The sequence below is a fragment of the Halostagnicola sp. A56 genome (assembly GCF_000691505.1).
Lineage (GTDB): Archaea > Halobacteriota > Halobacteria > Halobacteriales > Natrialbaceae > Halostagnicola.
The window spans coordinates 1-21,722 of the sequence record NZ_JMIP02000025.1 but is presented as its reverse complement, the minus strand read 5'-3'; the positions used below and the strand labels follow the sequence as shown (position 1 = coordinate 21,722).

At 49.7% G+C, this 21,722-nt stretch carries 17 protein-coding genes and 5 pseudogenes; 11 read left to right on the top strand and 11 right to left on the bottom strand.

Translation table 11 applies throughout. The features are described from left to right. Positions 1–765 precede the first annotated feature (765 nt). Positions 766–1,077, top strand: a complete 312-nt coding sequence (locus tag EL22_RS14250) for a hypothetical protein (protein WP_050052120.1) — start codon at positions 766–768, stop codon at positions 1,075–1,077. A 162-nt stretch (positions 1,078–1,239) separates the two neighbouring features. Here the strand turns inward: EL22_RS14250 and EL22_RS14245 are convergent, their stop codons facing one another. Both EL22_RS14245 and EL22_RS14240 read right to left on the bottom strand, forming a co-directional pair. After that, positions 1,240–1,740, bottom strand: coding sequence for a hypothetical protein (locus tag EL22_RS14245; RefSeq protein ID WP_050052119.1), 501 nt, complete (start codon positions 1,738–1,740; stop codon positions 1,240–1,242). A gap of 542 nt (positions 1,741–2,282) precedes the next feature. Further along, a pseudogene (locus EL22_RS14240) lies at positions 2,283–2,553 on the bottom strand (transposase); the annotation flags it as partial. Between the two features lie 702 nt (positions 2,554–3,255). Here EL22_RS14240 and EL22_RS14235 point away from each other — a divergent pair. Beyond that, a pseudogene (locus EL22_RS14235) lies at positions 3,256–3,768 on the top strand (cell division control protein Cdc6); the annotation flags it as partial. A 1,631-nt stretch (positions 3,769–5,399) separates the two neighbouring features. On the opposite strand, the gene EL22_RS16325 reads toward EL22_RS14235, so the two are convergent. After that, entirely contained in the window at positions 5,400–5,534 is a 135-nt protein-coding gene (locus EL22_RS16325) for a ribbon-helix-helix domain-containing protein (protein ID WP_255349677.1), read from the bottom strand. A 601-nt stretch (positions 5,535–6,135) separates the two neighbouring features. Here EL22_RS16325 and EL22_RS16320 point away from each other — a divergent pair. Beyond that, entirely contained in the window at positions 6,136–7,740 is a 1,605-nt protein-coding gene (locus EL22_RS16320; protein ID WP_082146808.1) for a putative sulfate exporter family transporter, read from the top strand. A gap of 396 nt (positions 7,741–8,136) precedes the next feature. Here the strand turns inward: EL22_RS16320 and EL22_RS14225 are convergent, their stop codons facing one another. Together EL22_RS14225 and EL22_RS14220 are read right to left on the bottom strand one after the other, a co-directional pair. Continuing rightward, the gene (locus EL22_RS14225; protein ID WP_050052117.1) at positions 8,137–9,018 is read right to left on the bottom strand and encodes a hypothetical protein; all 882 of its coding nucleotides are present in this window, start codon (positions 9,016–9,018) and stop codon (positions 8,137–8,139) included. After that, a complete protein-coding gene (locus tag EL22_RS14220; protein ID WP_050052116.1) occupies positions 9,015–9,590 on the bottom strand; it encodes a hypothetical protein in 576 nt (191 codons plus the stop codon). The genes EL22_RS14225 and EL22_RS14220 overlap by 4 nt, the downstream gene beginning before the upstream one ends. Before the next feature lie 23 nt (positions 9,591–9,613). On the opposite strand from EL22_RS14220, the gene EL22_RS17405 reads away from it, so the two are divergent. Continuing rightward, on the top strand, positions 9,614–10,690 hold the full coding sequence (locus tag EL22_RS17405; protein WP_197075925.1) for an alkaline phosphatase family protein: 1,077 nt from the start codon (positions 9,614–9,616) through the stop codon (positions 10,688–10,690). A 203-nt stretch (positions 10,691–10,893) separates the two neighbouring features. Beyond that, positions 10,894–11,568: a hypothetical protein gene (locus EL22_RS14210; RefSeq protein ID WP_050052114.1), complete on the top strand. Its 675-nt coding sequence runs from the start codon at positions 10,894–10,896 to the stop codon at positions 11,566–11,568. Positions 11,569–12,191: 623 nt separating this feature from the next. Here the strand turns inward: EL22_RS14210 and EL22_RS19405 are convergent. Further along, on the bottom strand, positions 12,192–12,353 hold the full coding sequence (locus EL22_RS19405) for an IclR family transcriptional regulator C-terminal domain-containing protein (protein ID WP_197075924.1): 162 nt from the start codon (positions 12,351–12,353) through the stop codon (positions 12,192–12,194). Between the two features lie 24 nt (positions 12,354–12,377). Beyond that, a complete protein-coding gene (locus EL22_RS14205; protein WP_050052113.1) occupies positions 12,378–13,394 on the bottom strand; it encodes a MoxR family ATPase in 1,017 nt (338 codons plus the stop codon). 206 nt (positions 13,395–13,600) lie between these two features. On the opposite strand from EL22_RS14205, the gene EL22_RS18165 reads away from it, so the two are divergent. The 5 genes and pseudogenes from EL22_RS18165 (at position 13,601) to EL22_RS14185 (ending at position 18,328) form a co-directional block, all read left to right on the top strand. Then, positions 13,601–13,837 carry a hypothetical protein gene (locus EL22_RS18165; protein ID WP_197075923.1) on the top strand — a complete coding sequence of 79 codons (237 nt, stop codon included), beginning with the start codon at positions 13,601–13,603 and terminating at the stop codon, positions 13,835–13,837. 18 nt (positions 13,838–13,855) lie between these two features. Beyond that, a pseudogene (locus EL22_RS19400) lies at positions 13,856–14,512 on the top strand (Cdc6/Cdc18 family protein); the annotation flags it as partial. Positions 14,513–15,216: 704 nt separating this feature from the next. After that, the gene (locus tag EL22_RS14195; protein ID WP_082146806.1) at positions 15,217–15,951 is read left to right on the top strand and encodes a DUF2891 family protein; all 735 of its coding nucleotides are present in this window, start codon (positions 15,217–15,219) and stop codon (positions 15,949–15,951) included. A 378-nt stretch (positions 15,952–16,329) separates the two neighbouring features. Next, positions 16,330–16,995 carry a sulfatase-like hydrolase/transferase gene (locus EL22_RS14190; RefSeq protein WP_050052111.1) on the top strand — a complete coding sequence of 222 codons (666 nt, stop codon included), beginning with the start codon at positions 16,330–16,332 and terminating at the stop codon, positions 16,993–16,995. Between the two features lie 934 nt (positions 16,996–17,929). Next, positions 17,930–18,328, top strand: coding sequence for a hypothetical protein (locus tag EL22_RS14185; RefSeq protein ID WP_050052110.1), 399 nt, complete (start codon positions 17,930–17,932; stop codon positions 18,326–18,328). Between the two features lie 710 nt (positions 18,329–19,038). On the opposite strand, the pseudogene EL22_RS19395 reads toward EL22_RS14185, so the two are convergent. Next, a pseudogene (locus EL22_RS19395) lies at positions 19,039–19,644 on the bottom strand (site-specific integrase); the annotation flags it as partial. Between the two features lie 62 nt (positions 19,645–19,706). Then, positions 19,707–20,069 (bottom strand): CheR family methyltransferase, encoded by a 363-nt coding sequence (locus tag EL22_RS14170; RefSeq protein WP_050052107.1) that lies wholly within the window; start codon positions 20,067–20,069, stop codon positions 19,707–19,709. A 22-nt stretch (positions 20,070–20,091) separates the two neighbouring features. Between EL22_RS14170 and EL22_RS14165 the strand changes: the two genes are divergently transcribed. Then, positions 20,092–20,670 carry a hypothetical protein gene (locus EL22_RS14165; protein WP_050052106.1) on the top strand — a complete coding sequence of 193 codons (579 nt, stop codon included), beginning with the start codon at positions 20,092–20,094 and terminating at the stop codon, positions 20,668–20,670. 122 nt (positions 20,671–20,792) lie between these two features. On the opposite strand, the gene EL22_RS14160 is transcribed toward EL22_RS14165, so the two are convergent. Together EL22_RS14160 and EL22_RS18655 are read right to left on the bottom strand one after the other, a co-directional pair. Beyond that, the gene (locus tag EL22_RS14160; protein WP_156184159.1) at positions 20,793–21,344 is read right to left on the bottom strand and encodes a hypothetical protein; all 552 of its coding nucleotides are present in this window, start codon (positions 21,342–21,344) and stop codon (positions 20,793–20,795) included. A 105-nt stretch (positions 21,345–21,449) separates the two neighbouring features. Further along, positions 21,450–21,674 (bottom strand): annotated as a pseudogene (locus EL22_RS18655) (hypothetical protein); the annotation flags it as partial. Positions 21,675–21,722: the final 48 nt, after the last annotated feature.

Here is a 21,722-nt window from a genome sequence, read left to right as displayed (position 1 = left end):
GATGAATCGTATGGCTGGTCCGCCTCAGCTGGTACCTTTGATTCATCGAAGACGAGCTGATCACCTGGATCTAACATTTTTTCGGCTAAGAGTAGGTTGATAAGGGCGCGTTTCGAATATCTTCGACCAGGAGACCTGCAGCTTCTGAAATCCGTGACGGATTCTGAATCAGTGAAATCAAAGACGATAAGTTATATCTCTTGGACACGGTCAACCACTGGCTGCATGTACAAGTTTTCTCGTATTATCAGCACCGATTTTCGACACTATAGCAGTTCTGTACGCTGGCGATAATTGTACTACGACGGTGAGAATCATCTCAGTAGATTACGGATGTCTTTAGCTGCCTTGTAGGTTCGATCTCCCCCCAGAGACGCAGCTAGTCGAACAAGTATACTGGGTGACCAAGGCCTGTATAACAACGCTCGAAGAAGATAGTATCTCGCCTCCGAGTACTTGCCTCTATAGAGTGCTGATTTTCCAATGCTTTCTAAAAATGTGCTTTTGAAGTACATCTGGAATCTCACACCTTCATTCCTTGCTAAATCCTTGTGTTTGTCGTAGATCCTGGGGTAGGCAATATCGCGCAATTCTTCGTATCGGTCTCCGATCTGCTTGTAGTCGCTCCCGACGGATCGCACGCGTCGACACTGGGAGACCGTCGAACGAATCATCGAGAAGGTGGAGTGATTATGGACGAGGTGGAGTGATTATGGACGAATTTGGGAAAGAATATATCGTACCCCGTTTCGAACTGAGGAATAGATGAGTACCTGGATTATCCTGGCGAAGGCCGCGACTGTCCTCAACGTCGTGTTGTTGCTCGGGCTTGGCTACATCTGGGGGCGCAACTACCTCACGTTCAGATCGAAGCACACGCTCGGCCTCCTCGTCTTCGCCCTGTTTCTGGTACTCGAGAACGGGCTCGTGCTGTTTTACTATCTGGTTGACCCGACCCTTTCGGCGTGGTGGCACGACCAGTCGAACGTGCCGCTACTCGTTTGGCGGACCCAGATGGCGATCAACCTCGCCCAAACGGTTGGTCTGTCCTTTTTGCTCTGGATCTCTCTCGACTGAGGTCTCATAACCATCCGTTCCGTTCGATTGCATTCTCCGCGTTCGTTGTGTTCTCTGTTTCCGTTTGGTGGCGACGATTGGTCTTGTATGGTTTCTCCGTTGACTCATCCTTCGTCTTGTTTGGATTCTCTTTTGAATCGTCCTGTTGGTAAGTCTCATCACTCATGCTCCGAACACCTGTTTACCGCCTGTGATTTTGTCGATGAAATTGAACAGGAGAAGCCCCGCAGCGACAATACTCCCGAACGAAAACAAAACACCAGAGACAATGTATACTGGACTCCATTCTTCTCCAGATGGCGGTCCCTCTACCACTGATTCCGTTGTACCAACATGGGTCCAGCGTCCGTCTACACTGAAACTATATTTAGGTGCTTCGTCAACATCAATTTCAATCGTATTCCTCCCCTCTTCAAGACTGAAATCGTGGTATTCTCCCTGCCCTCCAGTCAGTTCAGTATACGTACCAGAGGTCGGTCTATCCGCCTCGAACACAGCTTCAAACTTTCCATCATCAGTCTCGTAGTAATCGACCAATCTCACAGAGTCTGAAAATTCGTATTCATAATCCTCTACCTCATTTGTCTCATTGCCCTCTTGCGCCGAGACCTCAACGGAGAACAACCCGAAGAGAAGTCCAGCGACAAGCAGAATCGTTACCATTGTATGCTAAGTCCATCTCTTTTGCAAGAGATTCAATCGACATACCGTTTTGCTGCTGGATAATGTCAATCAGTTCAAAAGCAGTCTTGAGAGTTTTGAGTTGACGGCCGGAAGACGTATTATTGACCATATTATATAATCACAATAGGGGTATATACATATTGTGAATCTCGATATTTCTACTCGTATCCTTAAACAACCTCGCTCTGAAGCGCTCTAGCTCCGTTATTTCCAAACGCAGTCGATTCACGATATGTGTCGATATAATCGGTCATCTGGGATACTCGCTCATATTTTGACTGTAATATATACTACTCTTGCTGTTCTGTTGCCTTGTTGAATGCAAGACGGCGTCTGGATAGGGTCAATTTCCACAGGATCAAAGCGTCGGAGACGAGTTTTTGAACTCAGAAGATGCAGTAATCACTACTCACGGTGGCTGCTGAAGCGTCAAAACTATCGTATCTTGCTCCATTGGTCCAGTGACGACGGCAATGCCTCTTCCGGATACATCCGGAGAAGGGGGAGCAGGCGGCGAACCCTTAACTCGCCGCCTGCGTCAGGTTACGCACGATGCACTTCCGTGTCAGCTCCCGGAACTGGCCGTGCCAGCTTCGGGAGCGGAGCTTCTCGCCGTCGTCTTCCTTCAGCTGCGAGAAGCCGGTTTCACTCATCCAGTGCTGGTTGTAGTCCTCGTTCATTCGAGCGTTGTGGGACTTCTGTAACGGTTTCTGTTCTCTGTGCTTGATCAACGCGCGTTGAGTCGGAGCGGCATTCCTCACGAAACTCTCCACACGAGTAGTTCGCCTCGCTGTCGGGCATTTATTGGTTCTTGTTGTCTATCCGGATGGGATCCCACAGAATACGTTCCTTTTGATCGAAAGTGCGTTTTTTGCCCTTATCGTCCTATCTGTTATTCGAATCAAAGCTGGAGTTGAAGCAACAGTAGTCAGTATCATCGCACTAATTATCTTGTTTGGCAGTAGCTGGGTTGGGTACCAAACTGGTTCACTGTGGCTTACTGCTGGACTCGGTATTGGAACGCTATCGATCGGGCTCTATCTCGGTCATCGACACGTACTCGTTTCGCTTGGAATCGTCCCGGGAAGTGAATCTAACGACAAAACGGACACGGAAACACCACAATCAACAGATGAGTGAACAAGCCGCCACAACCGATACGGAGCGTAATGACGAACCTGTCAACCAGTCAGTTTCCCCTGAAGATCGTCTCGAACTCGAGGCACAACTCGAGATTCTCCAGGCTGAGAACGAACGACTTCGGAACGAGTATACTCGCTCGAGACAGTCACACTATCGAAAGACGGCGTACGGTCTCTTCATCGTTGGAGCCATTGGACTTCTCTGTAGTGGGCTCTTCCCGAGTTCACGTCAGATATTCATTGTACTTGGTGCGACTGGAATCTTCGCAGGGCTACTGACGTATTTCCTGACTCCGGAACAGTTCGTCGCTGCGAGTGTTGGCGAACGCGTGTATGCTGCGTGTGCCAGCCGAGAAAGGCAATCGACCTATTCCGCGGTGCCGGTGACCTCGCGGATGAACGTGGTGATGAGAAAGTTCGCGAAGAACACGTCCGCGAATCCCAGGAGGAAATCGATAAGGACCGCTCACTGAAGCTGATCGAGGGACTGACCACCCAGAAGAAGATATCTCTCTACGCGACCGCTTCAGTCGCCCATTTCTCCAATTGGTCCGGGAGTTCCGTTCCGAGCCCGGTCGGTTTCAAGGTCTACCAGTGGATTACCGAAGAAATCGATGCTGACCAGATGACACGGGAGACCTATGTCAAGTACGTCAAAGAACTCTCTACGTATGGCCTCATCTCGACGTCCCGGAAGAGTCGAGGCCGTGGTGGTGGAATGTACATGGAGTTCACGTTCACGGGAGACCCCGAAGCGATGATGAGTCGAATCGTCGACGATACTCGTCTGGAAGCGATTGCCAATCAGGAGGATCTCCTTCAGTCCGTTGTCAACGCCCAGTTGAAGGAGTTTCACAATCAGTGATTTTGCGGGCGGTTTCAGAAGGTTCTCTCGGGGACACCCCCCGTCTTCGATGTGTAAACTCGAATCCAATCCTATAGGGACTTGACCCGATTTTCGTGATCGACGAGTTCAGGTTTCGCACAGAGTTGAGATCGGTGCTCACATCTCCATTGAGTACCATTAGAATTACCTGCGTTTGTCCCGAGTGTTGAATACCCTCCCCCCGTCATCGAAGTGTAAATAGGTGAGAGGTGGGGTAGGAGAAATATGGATAAAACCGTTTATAGCAAGTATAGAGTGTGAACAACAACGATATCGAGAAGAACAACGGTCTCAGTGAGCGACTGAGTCATTACTCGGTTTATCGAAGTAACCTTCTCCAAACCTCGTAGAATGATTCATTGCGGATATGGTTATAATGGAAACTATATAAATCTTCGTCAGACAAAAGATGATTCTGAGTTAGACCATAATTCGGATGGCTGAACAGTTCTTGAACCACTCTACGCTCGCGGTGTGTCCCTCTCGAGGCCGCTCTCGAACTCAATCCCTCGATTCCGCCGCCTGAACTGTGTTCTGTTGAGTTAGAACACTATTTAGAAAATAGTATTCTCTATTATAGAACGATAGCATTCATACACAGAATACTGTGTGGTGGATGTTGACTAGCTGATATCTGCGTGTCCGTACTAACTGTTCTAACCGACGGCTGCCGGAACTATACGCCAAGTATTCGCTATTCTATGCTATTGTGTCACGACCATCCGTCACTCGTCGAACCCTCATCTATTACGATTGTACAGGCGTAAAATATTGGCCACATTGGATGCTCGAATACGGTTTCACGCTCGCCTGTGATTTCCGAATGAACCTCTGCGTTCTCTTTTAGCAGAATCTATTTTGAGAATGAGAACAACCACTTCGTAATTAGAAACGCACCTTCGAATAGGGTGTGAAACACCGTCCACGCTCGCGATCGAATCACCCCTGCCATTGGATCCCGACTCGTCTCGAGCACACCGAACGATTTTATTTCCCTCGGGCGAAACGACTCCTATGGAAACAAATACCGTGCTTGGCCGGTTCGAAGAACGCGACTAACTCTTCTTCGACCAACTTTACTCTGTTACCACCCACGACGAAACAGGCCGAGCACAAGAGAATCTTGATGCTGGAGATATTGTAGATCTCGACACTGAAACGCGATTCGTTGGCCTCAGTGGACCAATTCGACTATATGTACAAGTCGACTGCCCAGCAACGATCGAAGTAGGGCTAAAGTCAATTCGTATATCTCTCAGGAGCGAAGCACCAGTTAAGCTGGGAATGAGGTCACTTCACGAGCATCCCGCAGAGACTATTACCACTACACCCGACATCGATTCGCTGATGAAAGCGGTCTCGGCGTTTCCATCGGCGCTTAAAACGACGAGTGCAGAACGTGCTTGGCCGACACTCAGGGGACATCCACCACTCATCGAACTGGGTGACGAACTGCACATTCCAGAAGGGATTGACCAACCAGAGAACGAGGTCCAAATAACGATTCCACCCAAGTATCGAAACCTGTTCCACGCTGCTCCGCTCGCGTTTTATCTTGGAGCGACTGTTCGTCCAGGGACAGAACCCCGACTCAAAACTGCTGAGTTCGATTATATGCTCCCCTCCGGATGATTCACTGACTCTCGCAGTGCGTAACGGATAAACTCACTACGGCTGTTGAATCCGCGCTCGCGCCACGTCTCATCGATGACTTCGCGGAATGACTGGGAAATTCGAAGGTTGATCCGCTCAATCTCAGGATCACCGTTGTTTGCTTCAGCTTCCTAACTTCCTCACCTTTCAGGGAATCGATAGTCTGAGGGCCTGAACATCTGGCGCTCCCCTAAGGACCACATCTACCACATGCCATGTTATAGCCCCTTAGGATCCCGAAATAACCCATTATGAGAATTCGGGACATGTCTGCCTGACAGGCTCGTCCACATATTGCAGGGTTCTCAGCCAGCCGAATTTGGAAGCAACACAGAATCATCTGGACGAGCCGCCGGACTCGTTGACCAGAGGAGCAACAATATCGGACAGGAGGGTAAATGAAGTTCTGTCCAGCCAATACGATACGAAAGAACGGACAGGAACCCCCTCCTTCGCGGGTGTCAGCACCTCATCGAACGTCAGAATTGACGACAATTTTCCCAACTAGCAAAAAGATTCTTGTCGATTGTTGGTGGAGATTCTCATGAAAGTTCCAATGCAAAAATACATCGAAGGTGGCTTCTATGCGTTGAGTCCGTTATGAGCGATCCACGTTTTACTGCGAGATATTCGCATTTTCACTGAAAACAAGGTTCGTTAGTTTTATTAGATATTGAAAAAGATTTAACGTTAATGGGAACAGATCCGATACCAACACCCTCCATCGAAGACCTCCAAGATGATCCAATGGCGGACGAAGCATTGTCGATTTTCCGACGGAGACAGCTTCTTCGCCCGCAACACGTCCCTCAGAAGGATCGAATTGTGGGTCGGGACCACGAAATCGAAACCGTCGAAACGCTGTTAAAACCAGCAGCGTTCGGAAATCCACCGGAGAGCGGCTTTCTGTTCGGAAAGACAGGAACGGGCAAATCTCTCGTCGCTAAACACGTCACTGGCCGTGCTCGAGGAATCGCACAGATACAGGAGACCGAGCTAACAGCGGCCTACGTCGACTGCGATCAGTACAACACGGAAACGCGAGCAGCTCGAAAGATGGCCTTCGAGGTGCGCGATTCGATCGACCCTGACCGCTACATCCCAAAAGAAGGAGTCGGTACGAGTCGATACTACGACTCACTGTGGGGGAGTGATGGGCTGTTACATAAATCGGATTCGATGATCGTTATTTTAGACGAGATTGACAAGCTTGGGGATGACACCGCGGAGATCCTATCGAAGCTTTCGAGATCAGAGGAGGCAGGGAAGACGGGCTGTTACATCTCGGTCGTTGCGATTAGCAATAAGACGGATTACACGGATGGCCCTGACGAACGTGTCGCCTCGAGTTTTCAGGACGATCCGATAATTTTCCCACCGTATAATGCCACGCAACTGCAGGCGATCCTCGAGCGGCGGAAAGACGCCTTCAAAGAAGGCGTTCTCGAGGAAGGAGTGATCGAATTAGCATCTGCGCTCGCCGCTCGAGATCACGGCGATGCGCGTCGGGCGCTGGATATTCTTCGATCGGCTGGAAAGCTGGCCGAAAAAGGTAATAGTAATCAGGTGAACGAAGAACACATTGTTCTTATGGGCGTCTCTCTTACACTCGATCAAATTATTGACAGAGGTGTATTTGTAATTATATCTGTTATTTCATTCTCAATATTGACAATTCTGTCCATAGAATTATTATCGAGATTGCTGTTTGATTTCGAATCAAAATTTGCTACACTGCTCGCAGCAGGCGCGAGTATTTGTGGCGTCTCAGCGGTTGTCGCCGTCGCTGGAAGTATTAAAGCAAAAGAAGAACACATTGCATATGCGGCGGCGACTGTGCTACTATTTGACTCCATCACCTTGATATTTTATCCGATCATAGGACAAATTCTTAACCTTCCTGCACAGGTCTTCGGAATGTGGGCGGGAGTTAGTATGTTCAGTACTGGGCCAGCTGTCGCAGCTGGGTTTACTCACTCTGATACTGCTGGGCAATGGGCAACACTTACAAAATTAACACGTAACTCTCTCATTGGTCTCATAACGGTTATATATACTATATATTATGCGCGGAAACAGATGCTCACTGAGGGGAAGAGTGCAAATAGAATACAGTGGCGAGAACTCTGGCAGAGGTTTCCTAAATTCATTATTGGTTTTATTGCACTAATATTCATTACGAGTATTGGTTTTCTTTCCCCTCGAGAAATTCATTCTATTGAAAATGCGTATGAGTGGTTATTTTTACTCGCGTTCGTTGGGTTCGTTCGTCGCGCGGCATTTCTACCACGCTGCTGAAGATGAGACTGACTGTGGCGGTGAATCTCCACCTCATTTGCGGATGAAGTCAATCGCGTATTCGAAGCTCACGACCGAGTATCTTGACGCCGCAATAGGACTAGAACAGCAGATAGGTGACCGGTGTTGTCCCGTATTAGAGAATCTCCTATGTTTGGAAAGGACCCAAGGTTAATAGCCATATAAAGGAGTATACACACCAATCTTTTTGAGGGGATTAGCTAACGGTTTCTGCACTCACCTGATGATGTTGTTGGGCGCTGACATCGATCACGTGGATAGAGAGGAATCGATCATTTGGTCTCCCATCCGGCCGGCGATAGATGCGTGAATACGGGGTATCACTCATTTCATCCTCCAATTCGAAGTCTCCCTCGAGTTCATCTAACCTCTCATCTATCTTCTCCCACACGCTTCGGATGCCGACTTCTTGAAAATCATCTGACTTAAAGAAGATAATGATGGAATTGAATGTCTCACCCTGATCGTACGTCGGCCGACCGTCGTCCACTCCTGGGCGCTGTCCCACTTCTCGGCCTCGATCGAACCGTCGGACACGTCGCAATAGAATCGGATCAGACCGTTGTCGAGGATTAGTGTATCCTCAAAATTATGCATCGGGTCGAAGACGAGCGAGTCCCCATCAACAACGCGACAATCGCCTATGTCGTCATCTGCATACTCAACTTCATAGATGAGTGTATCGCCATTTTCGATAGCATACCGGTCAACAGCGCCGATTGCTGTTTCAACTGTTTCCATAGATGACGCCGGAACGGCTTGCCCCGTTTCAGGAGTGAACCAGCGGGCCTTCGAAGCCTCTGCTGGAATCGAAATGTACGCCTCGAGGCTGTTCCCAAACTCATGGTCTGCCTCTCTTTCGTTGATTTCGATAGCCCTGAAGACAGAGCCCTGTGATCCAACTCGAGAGAGCGTGACTGGCACAGAATGATGGTCATCTCCCTTAGGTTGTGATAACGTGACGTCTCTGTCAACACTCGATGCCGCGTAATACCCTCCCAAATCCGGTTGTGCGGGGATACTAACTGACACTGGACTGAACGCTGGGTCAGAGAGTAGTTCTTGTGCCTCGACGGCCCGCAGTCGCCCATTAGCCCCGTCGATTGTAATCGTGAAGCCAATGCTCTTTGTTGGCCCCGTGACCGTCTCTGCAGAGCCTTGACTTTGCAGTATGGACTGTTCGGCCACATCAGGACTTGCAGACACATCAATCGGGCCAATCTCTTCACCTTCGAACTCAAGATTGTAGATGTTCATCCGATTTGCTCCTCCACGACCGCCTCGGCTCTGTTATCCATGATTTTGTTGAACTCTCGGCTGTTGAGATCCATGTCCACACGCAACCGAAGCGTTTCGAGCGCGTTCCGGGTGCTCTTGATCTCCTCGAGGATTTTCCGCAGGGTCTCGTGTTGACTCTGTTGTCCACCTTCAGAGGAGGATTCGGCATTGTTGCCGAGAATCGCATCGACCTCCTCCGCGTCTATTTCGCTACTCGATGTATCCAGATCCTGCTGCAACGACGCCATGTCTGCGCCCGCCGAATTCGACGGTGTCTCGACGTCCAGACCTTTCTCCTCCAGTTCGGCGTAGATTGATTCGATTTGCTCGGCTTCCTCACGTTGGGCCTCGAGGTCAGCCTGAGCGACATCGGCCACTAACTCGGAGTCGAAATCTGTGATCTCCTCGGCGTTCTGCAGTTCCTTTCGTTCGTCTTTCAGACTCGAAATCTGACTCTCGAGTTCTTCGACTTGCTGCCACTCTCCGTGCGATGTCGCTCCGCTGCTCAGTTGCTCGATCTCGCTTTGAAGATCGGAAATCTCGGAGTTCATCTCCCACTGAGTTTCACGGACAATTGGTATTCCAGGCTTGCAGAGCCCGTGATGCTTCAGCTGAAAAAATACTCGGGGATCTAGTCAAATTACAGCCATTTTCGGACGTTGAGTACCCAGATATTGGTCGAACTGGGTTTGAACGACTCCCGTTCGATTCCATCAATCAAGATTGCGATGAAAGGGCATTAGCGCTCTGTGGGCAGTTAACAGGGGCTCGATTCCGCAAAGAATCGCTTGGGGAAGAGATTGAAGTGTACGATCCCGGGCAAAGTCAACGCATCACAGCTCAGCCAATTTCTGAAAAGACAGCGGATCTGCTCACGACGACTCCAGAGACGGTATTGGTTCGTGGTTCAATGCCAACATATCAACAAGTGTTCGAAGAGATTCAAGCTGCCGAGCCCGCGGGTGGGAGACTAAGTGAGATCTCATTTGACTCTGATTTCATGCTCTGGCTATTTTGGCAGTACAGCACAGGTCAGTCAATCTCGGATTTGAGTCCGATTTCCTTGACGAGTGCAGAGCTATCGCTCGAAGACAAACTGGAAGCGGACTACGACTATTCGGTCACGAAACGTAATCGACTCTCCGTGAATAGAGATGAGGCGATCGAGGAGATTCTCGATCTCATCGATTCGCGGTTTACTGTCGGGAAAGACCTGGCTGAAGAACACGGTGTCTCCTTCCTGCAGATCACGACGTTTTACCTCAACTCTCTCCACCACTTCCTCTGGGACGACGAAGCCACCCTACGCGGATGGCAGATCGTCGACGAACACGTCGGCGACTTCCTCGAAGGTGATTGTAACCTGGTGTTGATGAGTGATCACGGTTCGACCGAGATTGAGACGGTTTTCAACGTCAACTCCTGGCTCGAGCAGGAGGGATATCTCACTCTCGATACAGGCATCTCGGAGTACCTCTACAAAGCAGGGATCACCACGGATCGACTGATCAAACTCGCCTATCTGTTCCGGATTCCGGGACTGGCTGAACGTCTCGTCCCCGATCGACTACTCAATCTCATTCCGAACGAAAACCGTGAGCTGCAGCGTGAAGCAAAAACGGACGCCTTTCAAATGAAAGAATCCGGGTGAAAATACTGCTCTACCCTGCCTAAGCGAAGACTGCTAACTCCGGTGACTCCAGCTCCCATTCGCAGGCTTCACCAGCAAATAAATCGTTCTCGTCGATGAGAAATACCAAATCGATCCGCTGGAAGTGTGATGAATTGGTTTGAGGGATACTGCTTGATGAGGGGAGAACACTCAATTATTCATGGTATCTATTACCATACGGAATGGCGGCATTCTACCGAGGCGGCGAGGAACGGGTCAACGTCTTTGAGGTCGATGAGAGGTATCTGTTCAAGCATTATTTTGACAACGAGGAGGTGTTCGATCGCCTCAAGCACTACTACAACAACCAGCATTATCGCTTCGAAGTCCCTCCGGACGAATTTACCCAGCTCCGATCGTTCCTCAGTGATCAAGGATACGGGCTAGTCATCATCGATACGATCGAAGAATTCGTCGTCGTGGTGCAAAAATACACGACCCATCCCGACAACATTTTTAAACAGTCCGTGATCCAGCGCAGCGTCAGTAACTACAATTGTTTCTTGCTCACAGACCAAGCAGCGGTCGAACAGGCAACCCGTGACCAGTCAGTGCTTGGTATCCCTGAACCAAAAACTGCAGCAATAGCTACGATTGTAGGATTCGCTGAAGTGATTGTTGGGGCATCAGTTGCTGCAGAGGCTAGCCTTATGACTAAGTTTTATGTTACAATTCTTGTAGCATCCCAAGCGATTTTCTTTGCCGCTCCTGCACCCATGATGATGGAAATGTTTGATGATATACCAATACGCTTCCTCGATCTTGTTGTCCTCTTTGTGCTTAGAACCATAGTGTTAATTCCTGTAGCCGCTGGCGTGACGCATGCATTCATTCTATTAGGGATAATTCCTATATGATCAATCATGGTTGTCGGCAGTAGTAGATTGGGTCCTCACCAGCCTCAAATATATCGTTGATACTGGCCTCGTCAATCTTGGCGAGCGGGCCGCCATCCGGAACCTAATCGACTCATATCGAATAGGTTCTGTGGAGTGACGACATCTCGTTGAACTACAGTTCAGAATTCACATCAGCTAAACGGGCATCAACATAGACGGCAATGCTCATAACACGTGATGTGTTCGTCGTCAAAACACCTATTTGAATGCTTGGTGGCAGTGCTTGCGTTCTACTCAACCGGTACGATTTCCTGCTGACCGCAGGGGTCGTGCCAGTCGTCCTGTACGATCCGCGAAACACCTACGAACCGCTCGAGATCATACAGAATTAACGACGGAATCGAGAAGTAGAGCAAGGATGTTTAAGTTATCGGTCTTAGACAATACGTACAACCGCCGTACCCAAATCGAGTGAACAAACGATGTATGTGAGAGCTGTGGCTCTGAGCACCTCCACGCACACAAGTATTTCTTGTGCTGTGTCTTTGACTTGTTGTCCAATTACTAACTTTGAACGAGGAGGCAATCTAGGACAGAAGATGCTCAAGGTCAGAGATGCAGTCTGTGATGCGATCGTATATCTAGTTGTCGTCTTCAATGGATAACCGAAGTTCTATCTCATCAGCTGCATTGATTACTGGCCCAACATACTTCTCTCGAAACTCCTCTTTAGTCGTCTGACTAATAGGGCCATTAATACTTATTGCTCCGATTTGGTCATTTTTAGGATCTGATATATTCAAAGAATTGATGGCGAGTGACTCGAGCTAGCTTTTTGTCTCTGATCTTAGCTCGCGGATTTCGGCCGCATCAGTATCTGGGAGTTCAACGCTGTTGACCACTTCTTCAATAATCGTTTCAGGTCTGATATCATTTAATTCGGCATCTGTATTCAAGATGAGACGGTGTGAGAGGACTGATTTCGCGAGTTCTTTCACATCACCGGGAATTGCATAATCACGTCCGTAAATAGCTGCCCGAGCCTTCACACCATCAAGAAATGTGATGCTTGCGCGTGGTGATGCCCCGTGAATGATCTGTGGGTGCTCGCGAGTCGCTTCGACAAGGTCTAAGATATACTGTTTAACGGGCTCTGCTGTGTAGACATCCATTGCTTTCGACCGTGCATCGATGATCTCGGGGATCGTAACCGCCTGTGTGATGTCGTCAGGGCCAAGCCCAGGGTTCTCATCGAACCGCTCGAGCAATTCTTTCTCATCAGTTCGCGCAGGAACATCAACAGGAAATTTGAATTGAAATCGATCCCGCTGTGCTTCCGGTAGTTCGAACACGCCTTCCATCTCAATTGGATTCTGGGTTGCAACGACAATGAAGGGGTCTGGTAGCGGGAGTGTTTCACCCTCGATAGTGACCTGTCGTTCTTGCATCGCCTCGAGGAGTGCGCTTTGTGTTTTTGGAGTCGCTCGATTGATCTCATCTGCAACGACAACGTTTGCAAAGATCGGGCCACGTTGAAGTTCGAATTCGCCCCGGTTTTCACGATAGATATGCGTTCCAGTAATGTCCGCTGGGAGAACATCAGGCGTCATCTGGATTCGTTGATAGTCGAGGTCCGTGCTGCTTGCAAACAGATTTGCAATAGTAGTTTTACCAACGCCGGGTACTCCCTCGAGAAGAAGATGGCCACGAGTCAATAATGCAATCGTGAGATGCTCAATCGCTGTGTCGTTACCAACGAGTACCTTTTCGGCTTCGGTTCGAATCGCAGTATAGATCGCTTCTGGATCGCTATCGGTTTGATCCATCTGCTCTGTCTCTGCCATTAGTCCCCCTTTTTGAGGGAGTCGTGTTAAGGGCTTGTATCACCCGCTGGACTCTCTCCTCATCCCATTCTGGATGTTTGCGACGGAGGTACGCCGCTCGCTCTGCAGTAGACAGGCTGCTTGTGCCATTTTTCGCCGCAGATTTTGTAGAGCGAGATAATCGGTTAAAGACTTGTCTAGCAAGCGAAGGAAGAGTTCCGTTGGCGATGAACCCAACAACAGCCACCGTCGCAATTCCTACAGAGACGCGCGTTGCTCGTGAAATAACGACTCAACTTGCAGATCAAACTGAGTCTGCACCGAATATTCCAGATCAAGGAATTGGCGCAAACGAATACTACCGCTATCCCTGGGATCTTCTCAAGACCCGTGATGTGTGTATTATTCTCCTTGATGAGATTGATATACTTCGTGAAGACGATGTGCTTATGCAACTCTCTTGAGCAGAGGAAACTAGGAAGACTGATTGCTATCTTGGAGTCATCTCTATCAGTAACAAAATTGAGTTCCGAGATCGGCTCAGTGAGCGTATTGATTCAAGCCTTCAAGATGAAAACATCATTTTCCAGCCATATGATGCTGACCAATTACGCACTATTCTCGAGAACCGCCGTGACGCCTTCAAACAGGACGTTCTCAAAGATGGTGTCATTCCGAAAGTTGCAGCACTCGCAGCTCGAGAACATGGGGATGCACGAAAAGCAATCAATATCCTACAGAAGGCTGGTGAATTGGCTGAGCGCGAGAACGACACTCACGTGACCGAAGAGCATGTGGAACGTGGCCAGCAAAAAGCCGAAGTTCAACGGTTTCAAGAACTCGTTTCAGGGTCCACACCTCATGTTACGTATCTTTTGCGGGCGTTAGCGAAACTCACAGAGAACCGGGAAGGGAATGCGTTCTCCACACATGAGATTTATCAGGTCTATCAAAGTATTGCAACTGCTGCAGGGAGCGATCAATTGAGCCGAGACCGTGTCTATCGGCTTCTCAAAGAGCAGTCATTCCTTGGCGTTACCGAGTCCCGACACACGGGCGACGGTCACAGTGAGGGGAGTTACCTCGAACATCGACTTATGCGTGGAACCGACGTTGTATTGAAGGCTCTCTCGGATTGATCAATATCGGAGAGTAGATGTAGTGATAGGTTGAAGCTCTGTTGAAATTCTATTTTCAGGTCTATGTTAGCGTGAAATACGCGCACACTATAGATGCTAACTGTACACCCAATATCACCATCGATAAATACAGTTTTTTCGGTCAGATGGTTCTCTCGAATCTGCTCACCGACTCGGAATAATCACCAAGCAACATAGAATGTTCGCGATGAGACAAACGGCCGTCAACTCGAGGGTGAGCCGCGGTCAGCGGTACTCGGTCAGACGGCGGGCGAGTGTAACTGTGACAACCACGAGTACGAGTCCGACGAGTCCATACACGAACGACGAGAGGTAGGTGTCCGTGAGCCAGATCATCACTCCTGATCCGCCACCTGTACCCAATATATGTAAAACGGTTGTACCACGTTCATCGATGCGATCCTCAATATATGATGTCAAGACAAACTCGTAGATGAGTAACGCAAATCCAACTATGACGCCGATACAAAGGGCGGCTACTGAATTATACACTACTAATATATGATGTATACGCGCTGGATTTATTTTTCTATTTCAACAGGAATCGACCCTGTTCGGCATCTAATTCATTTCTCTGTTCACTGTTCCGCGTCGGCTGGCACTCGAGGCGTCGCTGAGTCAAAAACAGACGACCGAAACAGCGAAAACTGGATGCAGGCGAAAAAGATGAAATTCGTCGAGAGATGGGCCCGATTACGAACGTCGAAACGGAGTGGATTCTTTCGGGAAAAAGCGATTGGATCGGGCCGGAGTTTGCAGCAACGCTCTCACAGCATCCGCTCGATTCGATCGAAACAGAATTTCCCCACTTCGTTCGGTCGGTGGAGTCCCCGAAGGGGCCCGAACGGCCGAGAGACCGCCATCCCGTTTTCTACGGCTGCTACGACTGGCACTCGTCGGTCCATAGCCACTGGGCGTTGCTCCGTCAGCTTCGGCTGTTCGACGATCATCCAGCGGCGGCCGAGATCACGGCGAGCATCGACGCTCGAGTTACCGCCGACAACGTCGCTCGAGAGGTCGACTGTTTCGAGGCGAACGAATCCTTCGAAAAACCGTACGGCTGGGCGTGGTTGCTACATCTTGCGGCGGAACTGCACCTGTGGAATAGCGGCCAAGCGGCTGCCTGGCGGGAAGTTATCGAACCGCTGGAACAGAAAATCGTCTCCCTCGTCGAATCCGAATTTCTCACACAAGACCGTCCGTTCAGAGTCGGAACGCACCAGAACTCCGCGTTCTCAAACCCGGCGGCGAAGACGAAGATCCTGCGTTTTCGTTTTTTCGCAATGCTGTTTTCAACCAGCCTTTCGACTGGGCTCGTGTTTTTCGGTCCCTCTGAGGCACTGTTCTATTATGATGCCGGACCGCTATTCCTCGGGACCGAAGTGGGCAGTGGGTCCATCATTCCTAGCGCAGTGTAGTGTACGATGCTCCATTGGAATTTCCTATGGTCAGCATACCTACTGGTCGGTGTAATGACCGCGTATCCCTCCTGTGAAGCACATTGTTGGTGAAGAGCCTCCTAGTGGTTTCGACGTAACATGAAATTCTTTGAGCGAAGGTCAGTCGCCGATCCGAGTCGTTCTGGAGTCGACTTTGCGGTCACCGCTGGCGCCGATTTCAGCCACCAACAATGACCGTAATAAGAGCATTCGTTCTATTACGGTACCTGCGCTGACCTGCAGTACACCGATAGTATAAATCACCACTCGTATAGATCGCTTCGAGTTAGTCGAAACTGTTTTACGAGATTTTTTGAAACGCGTATAAAGCATGGAGATACACGCCAATGGCCCGAGGTGAACGGTGATACTACAATCGAAATACTCGAAGAGAAGATTACTGAAACCGAGCGACAGCTATTGATCAACTTGTATGACGGAGAAATTCGATATCTTGACGATCAGCTAAGGATATTCTTTAACGGATTGAAAGAACGTAACCTTTTGAAGGCAAGTCTTGTCATAATTACAGCAGATCACGGAGATGCGTTCGGCGAACACGGCTATTTCACGCACCCGCGACACCTTCACGAGTCACTACTTCACGTGCCGCTGTTGGTGTCCCCACCTGGTGAACCGATCGGTGAGACGGTTGAGACCCCCGTGAGTACGCTCGATATCGTCCCGACAATCCTCGAATACGCTGGTCTCTCGAACGACGAGTTGCCCGGTACTCCGCTCGTAACCGAAAACGGGCTTCTGGAACGAGGGGAAGACGATTTCGTCTACTCGAGTGCAACCGGCGAGGACGAACACGAAGGAGCCCGCCGATTCGCAGCCCGAGGAACGCGGTGGAAAGCGATACTAGAACGAGATATCACATCTGGTAAAATTCTCAATGAGCAGATATTTGATCTTCACGAGGATCCAAAAGAATACGAAGAACTACTGCCATCGGAAACAGAGCGTTTGCCATTACGCGGATTACCTTCTCCGGCGAGGCATCGTCAGGCAATCTGGTAGACCGCTTGACTGCGGTGAGTTTGTCCAGTGTATCGTCCGACAACTCGAACGACTCACTCATACTGGACACCTTCCAAAAACTCAGAAAGGACCTCACGGAAGGCTCGAGCGAGCTTACCGTTGGACCGGAATCTATCGACTTCAGGTGTAACTTCTTTGAGGCTTGATACTTCCGATGGGGTAAATACGACATCCCCCGGCCAATATGAACTACTCTCCCAATCAACCGCTTCTACCTCGAAAGAGGTAGGATCTACCTGTCCATGCAAAACCGCATGACGGCACCAATCTTTGAAAGCCGAGTTGTGAGAGAGGCGAGTATCTGGTTGAGGTTTACCCGCTTGCTCGAAACACTCTTGCAAGATTTGGTACTCATGGTGTTGCAGATTTACCCGAACGGTACTTGTGTTTGAATCCAGCCGATTTGAGAACACTTGCTCACTCATTGATATAATCCTCGCTCAGTAGTCTGACCATGACGCCTCGTGGTACTCGCCGACCCTCACCGAACCTCTCCGCTGTGGCCTTACGTAGAGCATCTAACTCTTCGGATGTAAGGCGAATTGTGGTTTGATTATTAGACATAGTTTGATTTAATCGAAGTAAATGGGAGTGACTTCGAGACACTCGCAAAAGAGTTGGAAAAGAATGCAATGAGGTGTCAAACCGAAGCTCGAAAATTGGAGCGAGATTCATCAGCATTCTGCCAACGCAACGTTCTGAAATCAACAACGTACGTAAGAGCGCAAGAAAACATCTCTATCCACCTCTCTCGACCTGAATGTCTTCGCTCTTGAGTCCGATAGAATCGACACTCACGAAAGCAGGGTTGGTCCTGATCGGTCTCTGACTCGAGTATAGGTCAAACCTTCAGAAATACTAACGTTATTGGTGGTAGCCATATTAGAATTATCGAAGGTGGGTGAAAAGAGGAATGGAGAACGGAAAGATATACAAAACGGTGCATGGGGCGTTGAACCGACTCGATGAATTAACCGATCCAATTCGGTTAGATCGGGAGAAACACGATATCGATGCATATCTGTTCGCCGTAGAACGCATGGCTAAATCTGCCATGAAGAAAGACGAACTCCGGGAAGCCCATCGACTTCTCGACTTACGAGGCAGTATCGATGGTTCGGACGGGGAAGGTCGAAATGTAGAGATTCCTCGATCCGATGCTCTCCGGCTGTCGGTGACGCTCCACTCGTATCGCGAGAAGCTTCTGGACAACGGTGATGAGGTCAGTGCGTCGGATGTGGAACGCTCTGTCACCATTATTGATCAGAAACTCGAGCAGCGATCCGCCGAAATGGGGAGCGAAGACCAGTAGGACATCCTGTAGTTGGTCGATCATCCGTGTGGTCTTGGAGGTGGTTCCTCCGGCCTCGACCCCAAGGTTTGCGTGCGTAGAACCCTACTCGAGAGGGTGTGGCGTTGCACCAAGCCGTGTAAAAGCGCTCGCCAGTGGCGCGGGGCCCTGCATCAGATTGTGTTCTCCGGTTCCCCTGCCAGATAGCTGTGGTAGCTATCTGGAGTAGGTATCTGTAACAAATCTCTGTAACAGATTTCTGTACATGGTGCCCTCTGTGGGTTCTGTAGAAATCACAATCCACCGAATAATCACTATGAATTACTGTAGCAGATGTCTGTATGTGATAGAATAAAACCGCTGGGGGGCGAGTCTCGAGGACGTTCGCTTCCACAACAGGAACGAAGTCGGTCGATTCGGTGTGCTGTCGAGAACAATGGAAAACGATAGCAGACGGAGGAAACGGCACGTATCTCGAGAGGTCCATATATCGAAACAAATATCTTCCGAATGTCTACCATAGCCAACTCGACGCTTACGAATAGGTAGAATTACCGGCGATTAGTTTCTAAAAGGCACGACGGGATTCGAACCACGGTCGCAGCAAGCTGCTCCCTGATTCGAACCCATCGCGGTCCGTTCGACCGCCTCGCCGATGCTCGGCGTTCTCACGGGCACGATGGGTAGCGATGATCCAGCGGATTGCGACGCTCTTTGTGTCATTCATGGGTTTAGAGATCAGGGAGGAATTTGCTGCGCTGGTCAGCCTGTTCGCGATCAGAGCGGCGGTCGTAGTGGCGATCGAGAATATCCTCGCTCGCGTTGAGCCGGTCTCTGACGATTCGCCGTGGCGCATCCTCTCGACGATAATAGGTTACCCGACCACTGCGGACATCGTGTGGAGATCGGGACGACGGGCACTTGCTCGCCTGATCGAGCTCGGTGGCGTCGCACTCTTCGGGATCGCGATCGTGAGGACACGGTTCGCCGCGCCAACAGGGTCGAGTGACCCTATACAGTGACTTTCGAATCGCGTTGCCAGACAGACGACCGTACCTAGACGTAAGCAGGGGTTCGCGCCCGTGATCATCGGTCACATCGTCACGATGGTACTCGATGTAATCGGAGATGTACCGAGCCGCGATCTCACTAATTCGGTTCCAGCGAGTTCCTTTGTCCTGATTTTTGAGTGGCGTACCCGTCTCCGGACGGTGGACGAAGTGAATTGCCGGACCAGAAAGGCGAGGGTGCGATCCATCGAGATCGAGATCTTGGAGATCAAGTCCACGAACCGCGCCCGTACGCGCGCCCGTTTCCCAGAGTAGCAACAGGATAATACGAGCCGAATACGCTTCCGCGTCGGTGGGTGGAAGTTACGATGCTGGTCGCTGGGAGGAGATTACGATTCCGCGTCGCCGGGATACTGGTAGGTCTTATCGCCCGCGTTCACCGAGTCGAATTCCGTTCGCATTCCGATCGGGATCGTCTCGGATTTGCCGATGACCATGTAGCCGCCGTCGACGAGCGAGTCTCGGATCGTCTCGAAAATCGGCGTCTTGTGCTCGTCGTTGATGTAGATGAGGATGTTCCGACAGACGACCATATCGAAGCCGGACTTCGATCTGCCGTTGATCAGGTCGTGGCGTTCGAACTCGACGAGTTTTCGAATCGTCCTGGCGACTTTGACGGAGTCCTCCTGTTTCGTGATGTACTGGGTCGGGCGCTCGAGAAAGTCCAGCTGACTCGAGACGTCGTCGACCACACTACTGAATGATTACCACGATTTGAAAGATATCCACAGACAGGAAATCTCGCACGCAACAGAACGGACTCAGCAACTCGAGACACAAGGCTATGTTTTTGAAGTTGAACGGAGACTCCACCACTATCTTTCAGGCCTCTACACTCTTCTCCAACAGCAAAGGACGCTTCAAAACGGGGTTGGTCAATCGTTTGGGGAGGATTTGCAGCAGGTGAAAAACGAATATATGAGGAAAGAGTCATCGAGAACAGTTCTGGGTCTGCGGCACTATGCACAGCATGAGAACGTCTTACCGTTACAAGCACGGACATCAAAATTAGAACGGACCAAGTCTCTCGTTGTCATGGTCGATGACCTTCATCGAGAAGACGATGACCGTGATTTCGAACAGCATTTTGGCCACATTACCAAGCCATACTTTGACCCGACTAAGTGGGTGATTGATAATTGGCCTGACGTAGAGCAATTCTTTGAGGATACTATCGAAGTTATGGAACAACAAGCAGAGGAGGAAATCGAAGAACTAGAGCAACTTAGCGAAGAGGCCGACGAACGATTTGCACAGCTGGCTGAGGATTACAGAGAGCTACAGGAGGAATAGCAGTAGCTACGGTCATCACATCCGTCGTTGCACTCATGTACCGCATAACTAATAGTGGACATCGCCACGATTCCCCAATAATGTCCCCTCCATCGAGTACCGTTCTATACAAATACTAAAAATCACTTCGCATCATCCATCTCACTTTTCTCCTTCAACTCATCATGATACTGAATACACTTCTCACCGATATCCTCGTAGAACTCGCTTTTGACAGCTTCCTGAAGGTGAGGCCCCCAGACCTGATCAGCCGAGAGAGTGGGAAGATTATGATGTAGATCAGTTGGATAGCCTAATTCAGCGGTCTTTGGGATCAATGCTTGACTCATATGAGCTGACGGCTCATAGAAATCTGAAATCAGCCGGTCCTCAACCAGTTTTTGGGCCTCAATTAAGTCTTCATACTGATCAAGAATACAACCAGCGAGTTTCAGATACCTATAGATCCATCGAGCACCCTCTTCCTCCCCACTGCTTACTGTCCGGTCATAGAATTCAACGACATTCTCAAAGACCAAAGATAACATCTCGTCATCATCACGATACAAGTATATGCCAACAAGCAGGTAGTCGATAAAGAACTCCCGAACTCTGGAATCTGGTCGATGATTATCTGTATCTCTTACTTCCTGAAATAGTATCGCAAAGAAATCAGAAGTCAACTGCTCTATCAAATCATCTTTCTCAAGATACTCTGTCTCAATATCATTAACGAAAATAAAGGGTTTCTACAGGCGGAGTAGGCCGAGTGCCTCAGGGCTTGACCTCGAGGCGGTTCACTACCGCTTCCGAGAGTTGAGGAAATCTCGAGCATAGTCAGAAGCCAATTGAGTATTCGAGGTTAATTCGTCGACCAGATCTTGTGTCCCTCGGCGAACCGCATCATGGCTCGACATTGCTGGTTCCCACCCGAGACTCGAGAGTTTCTCGATAGAGAGGCGCATCTTCGGAACATCACCAGTCCAGCCGCGATCGCCACCAGTGTACGAATAGCTAGAAGTCACAGCGGGCAAGGTAACACAACCAAGTTACTCGACGAATGATAGTCCTAA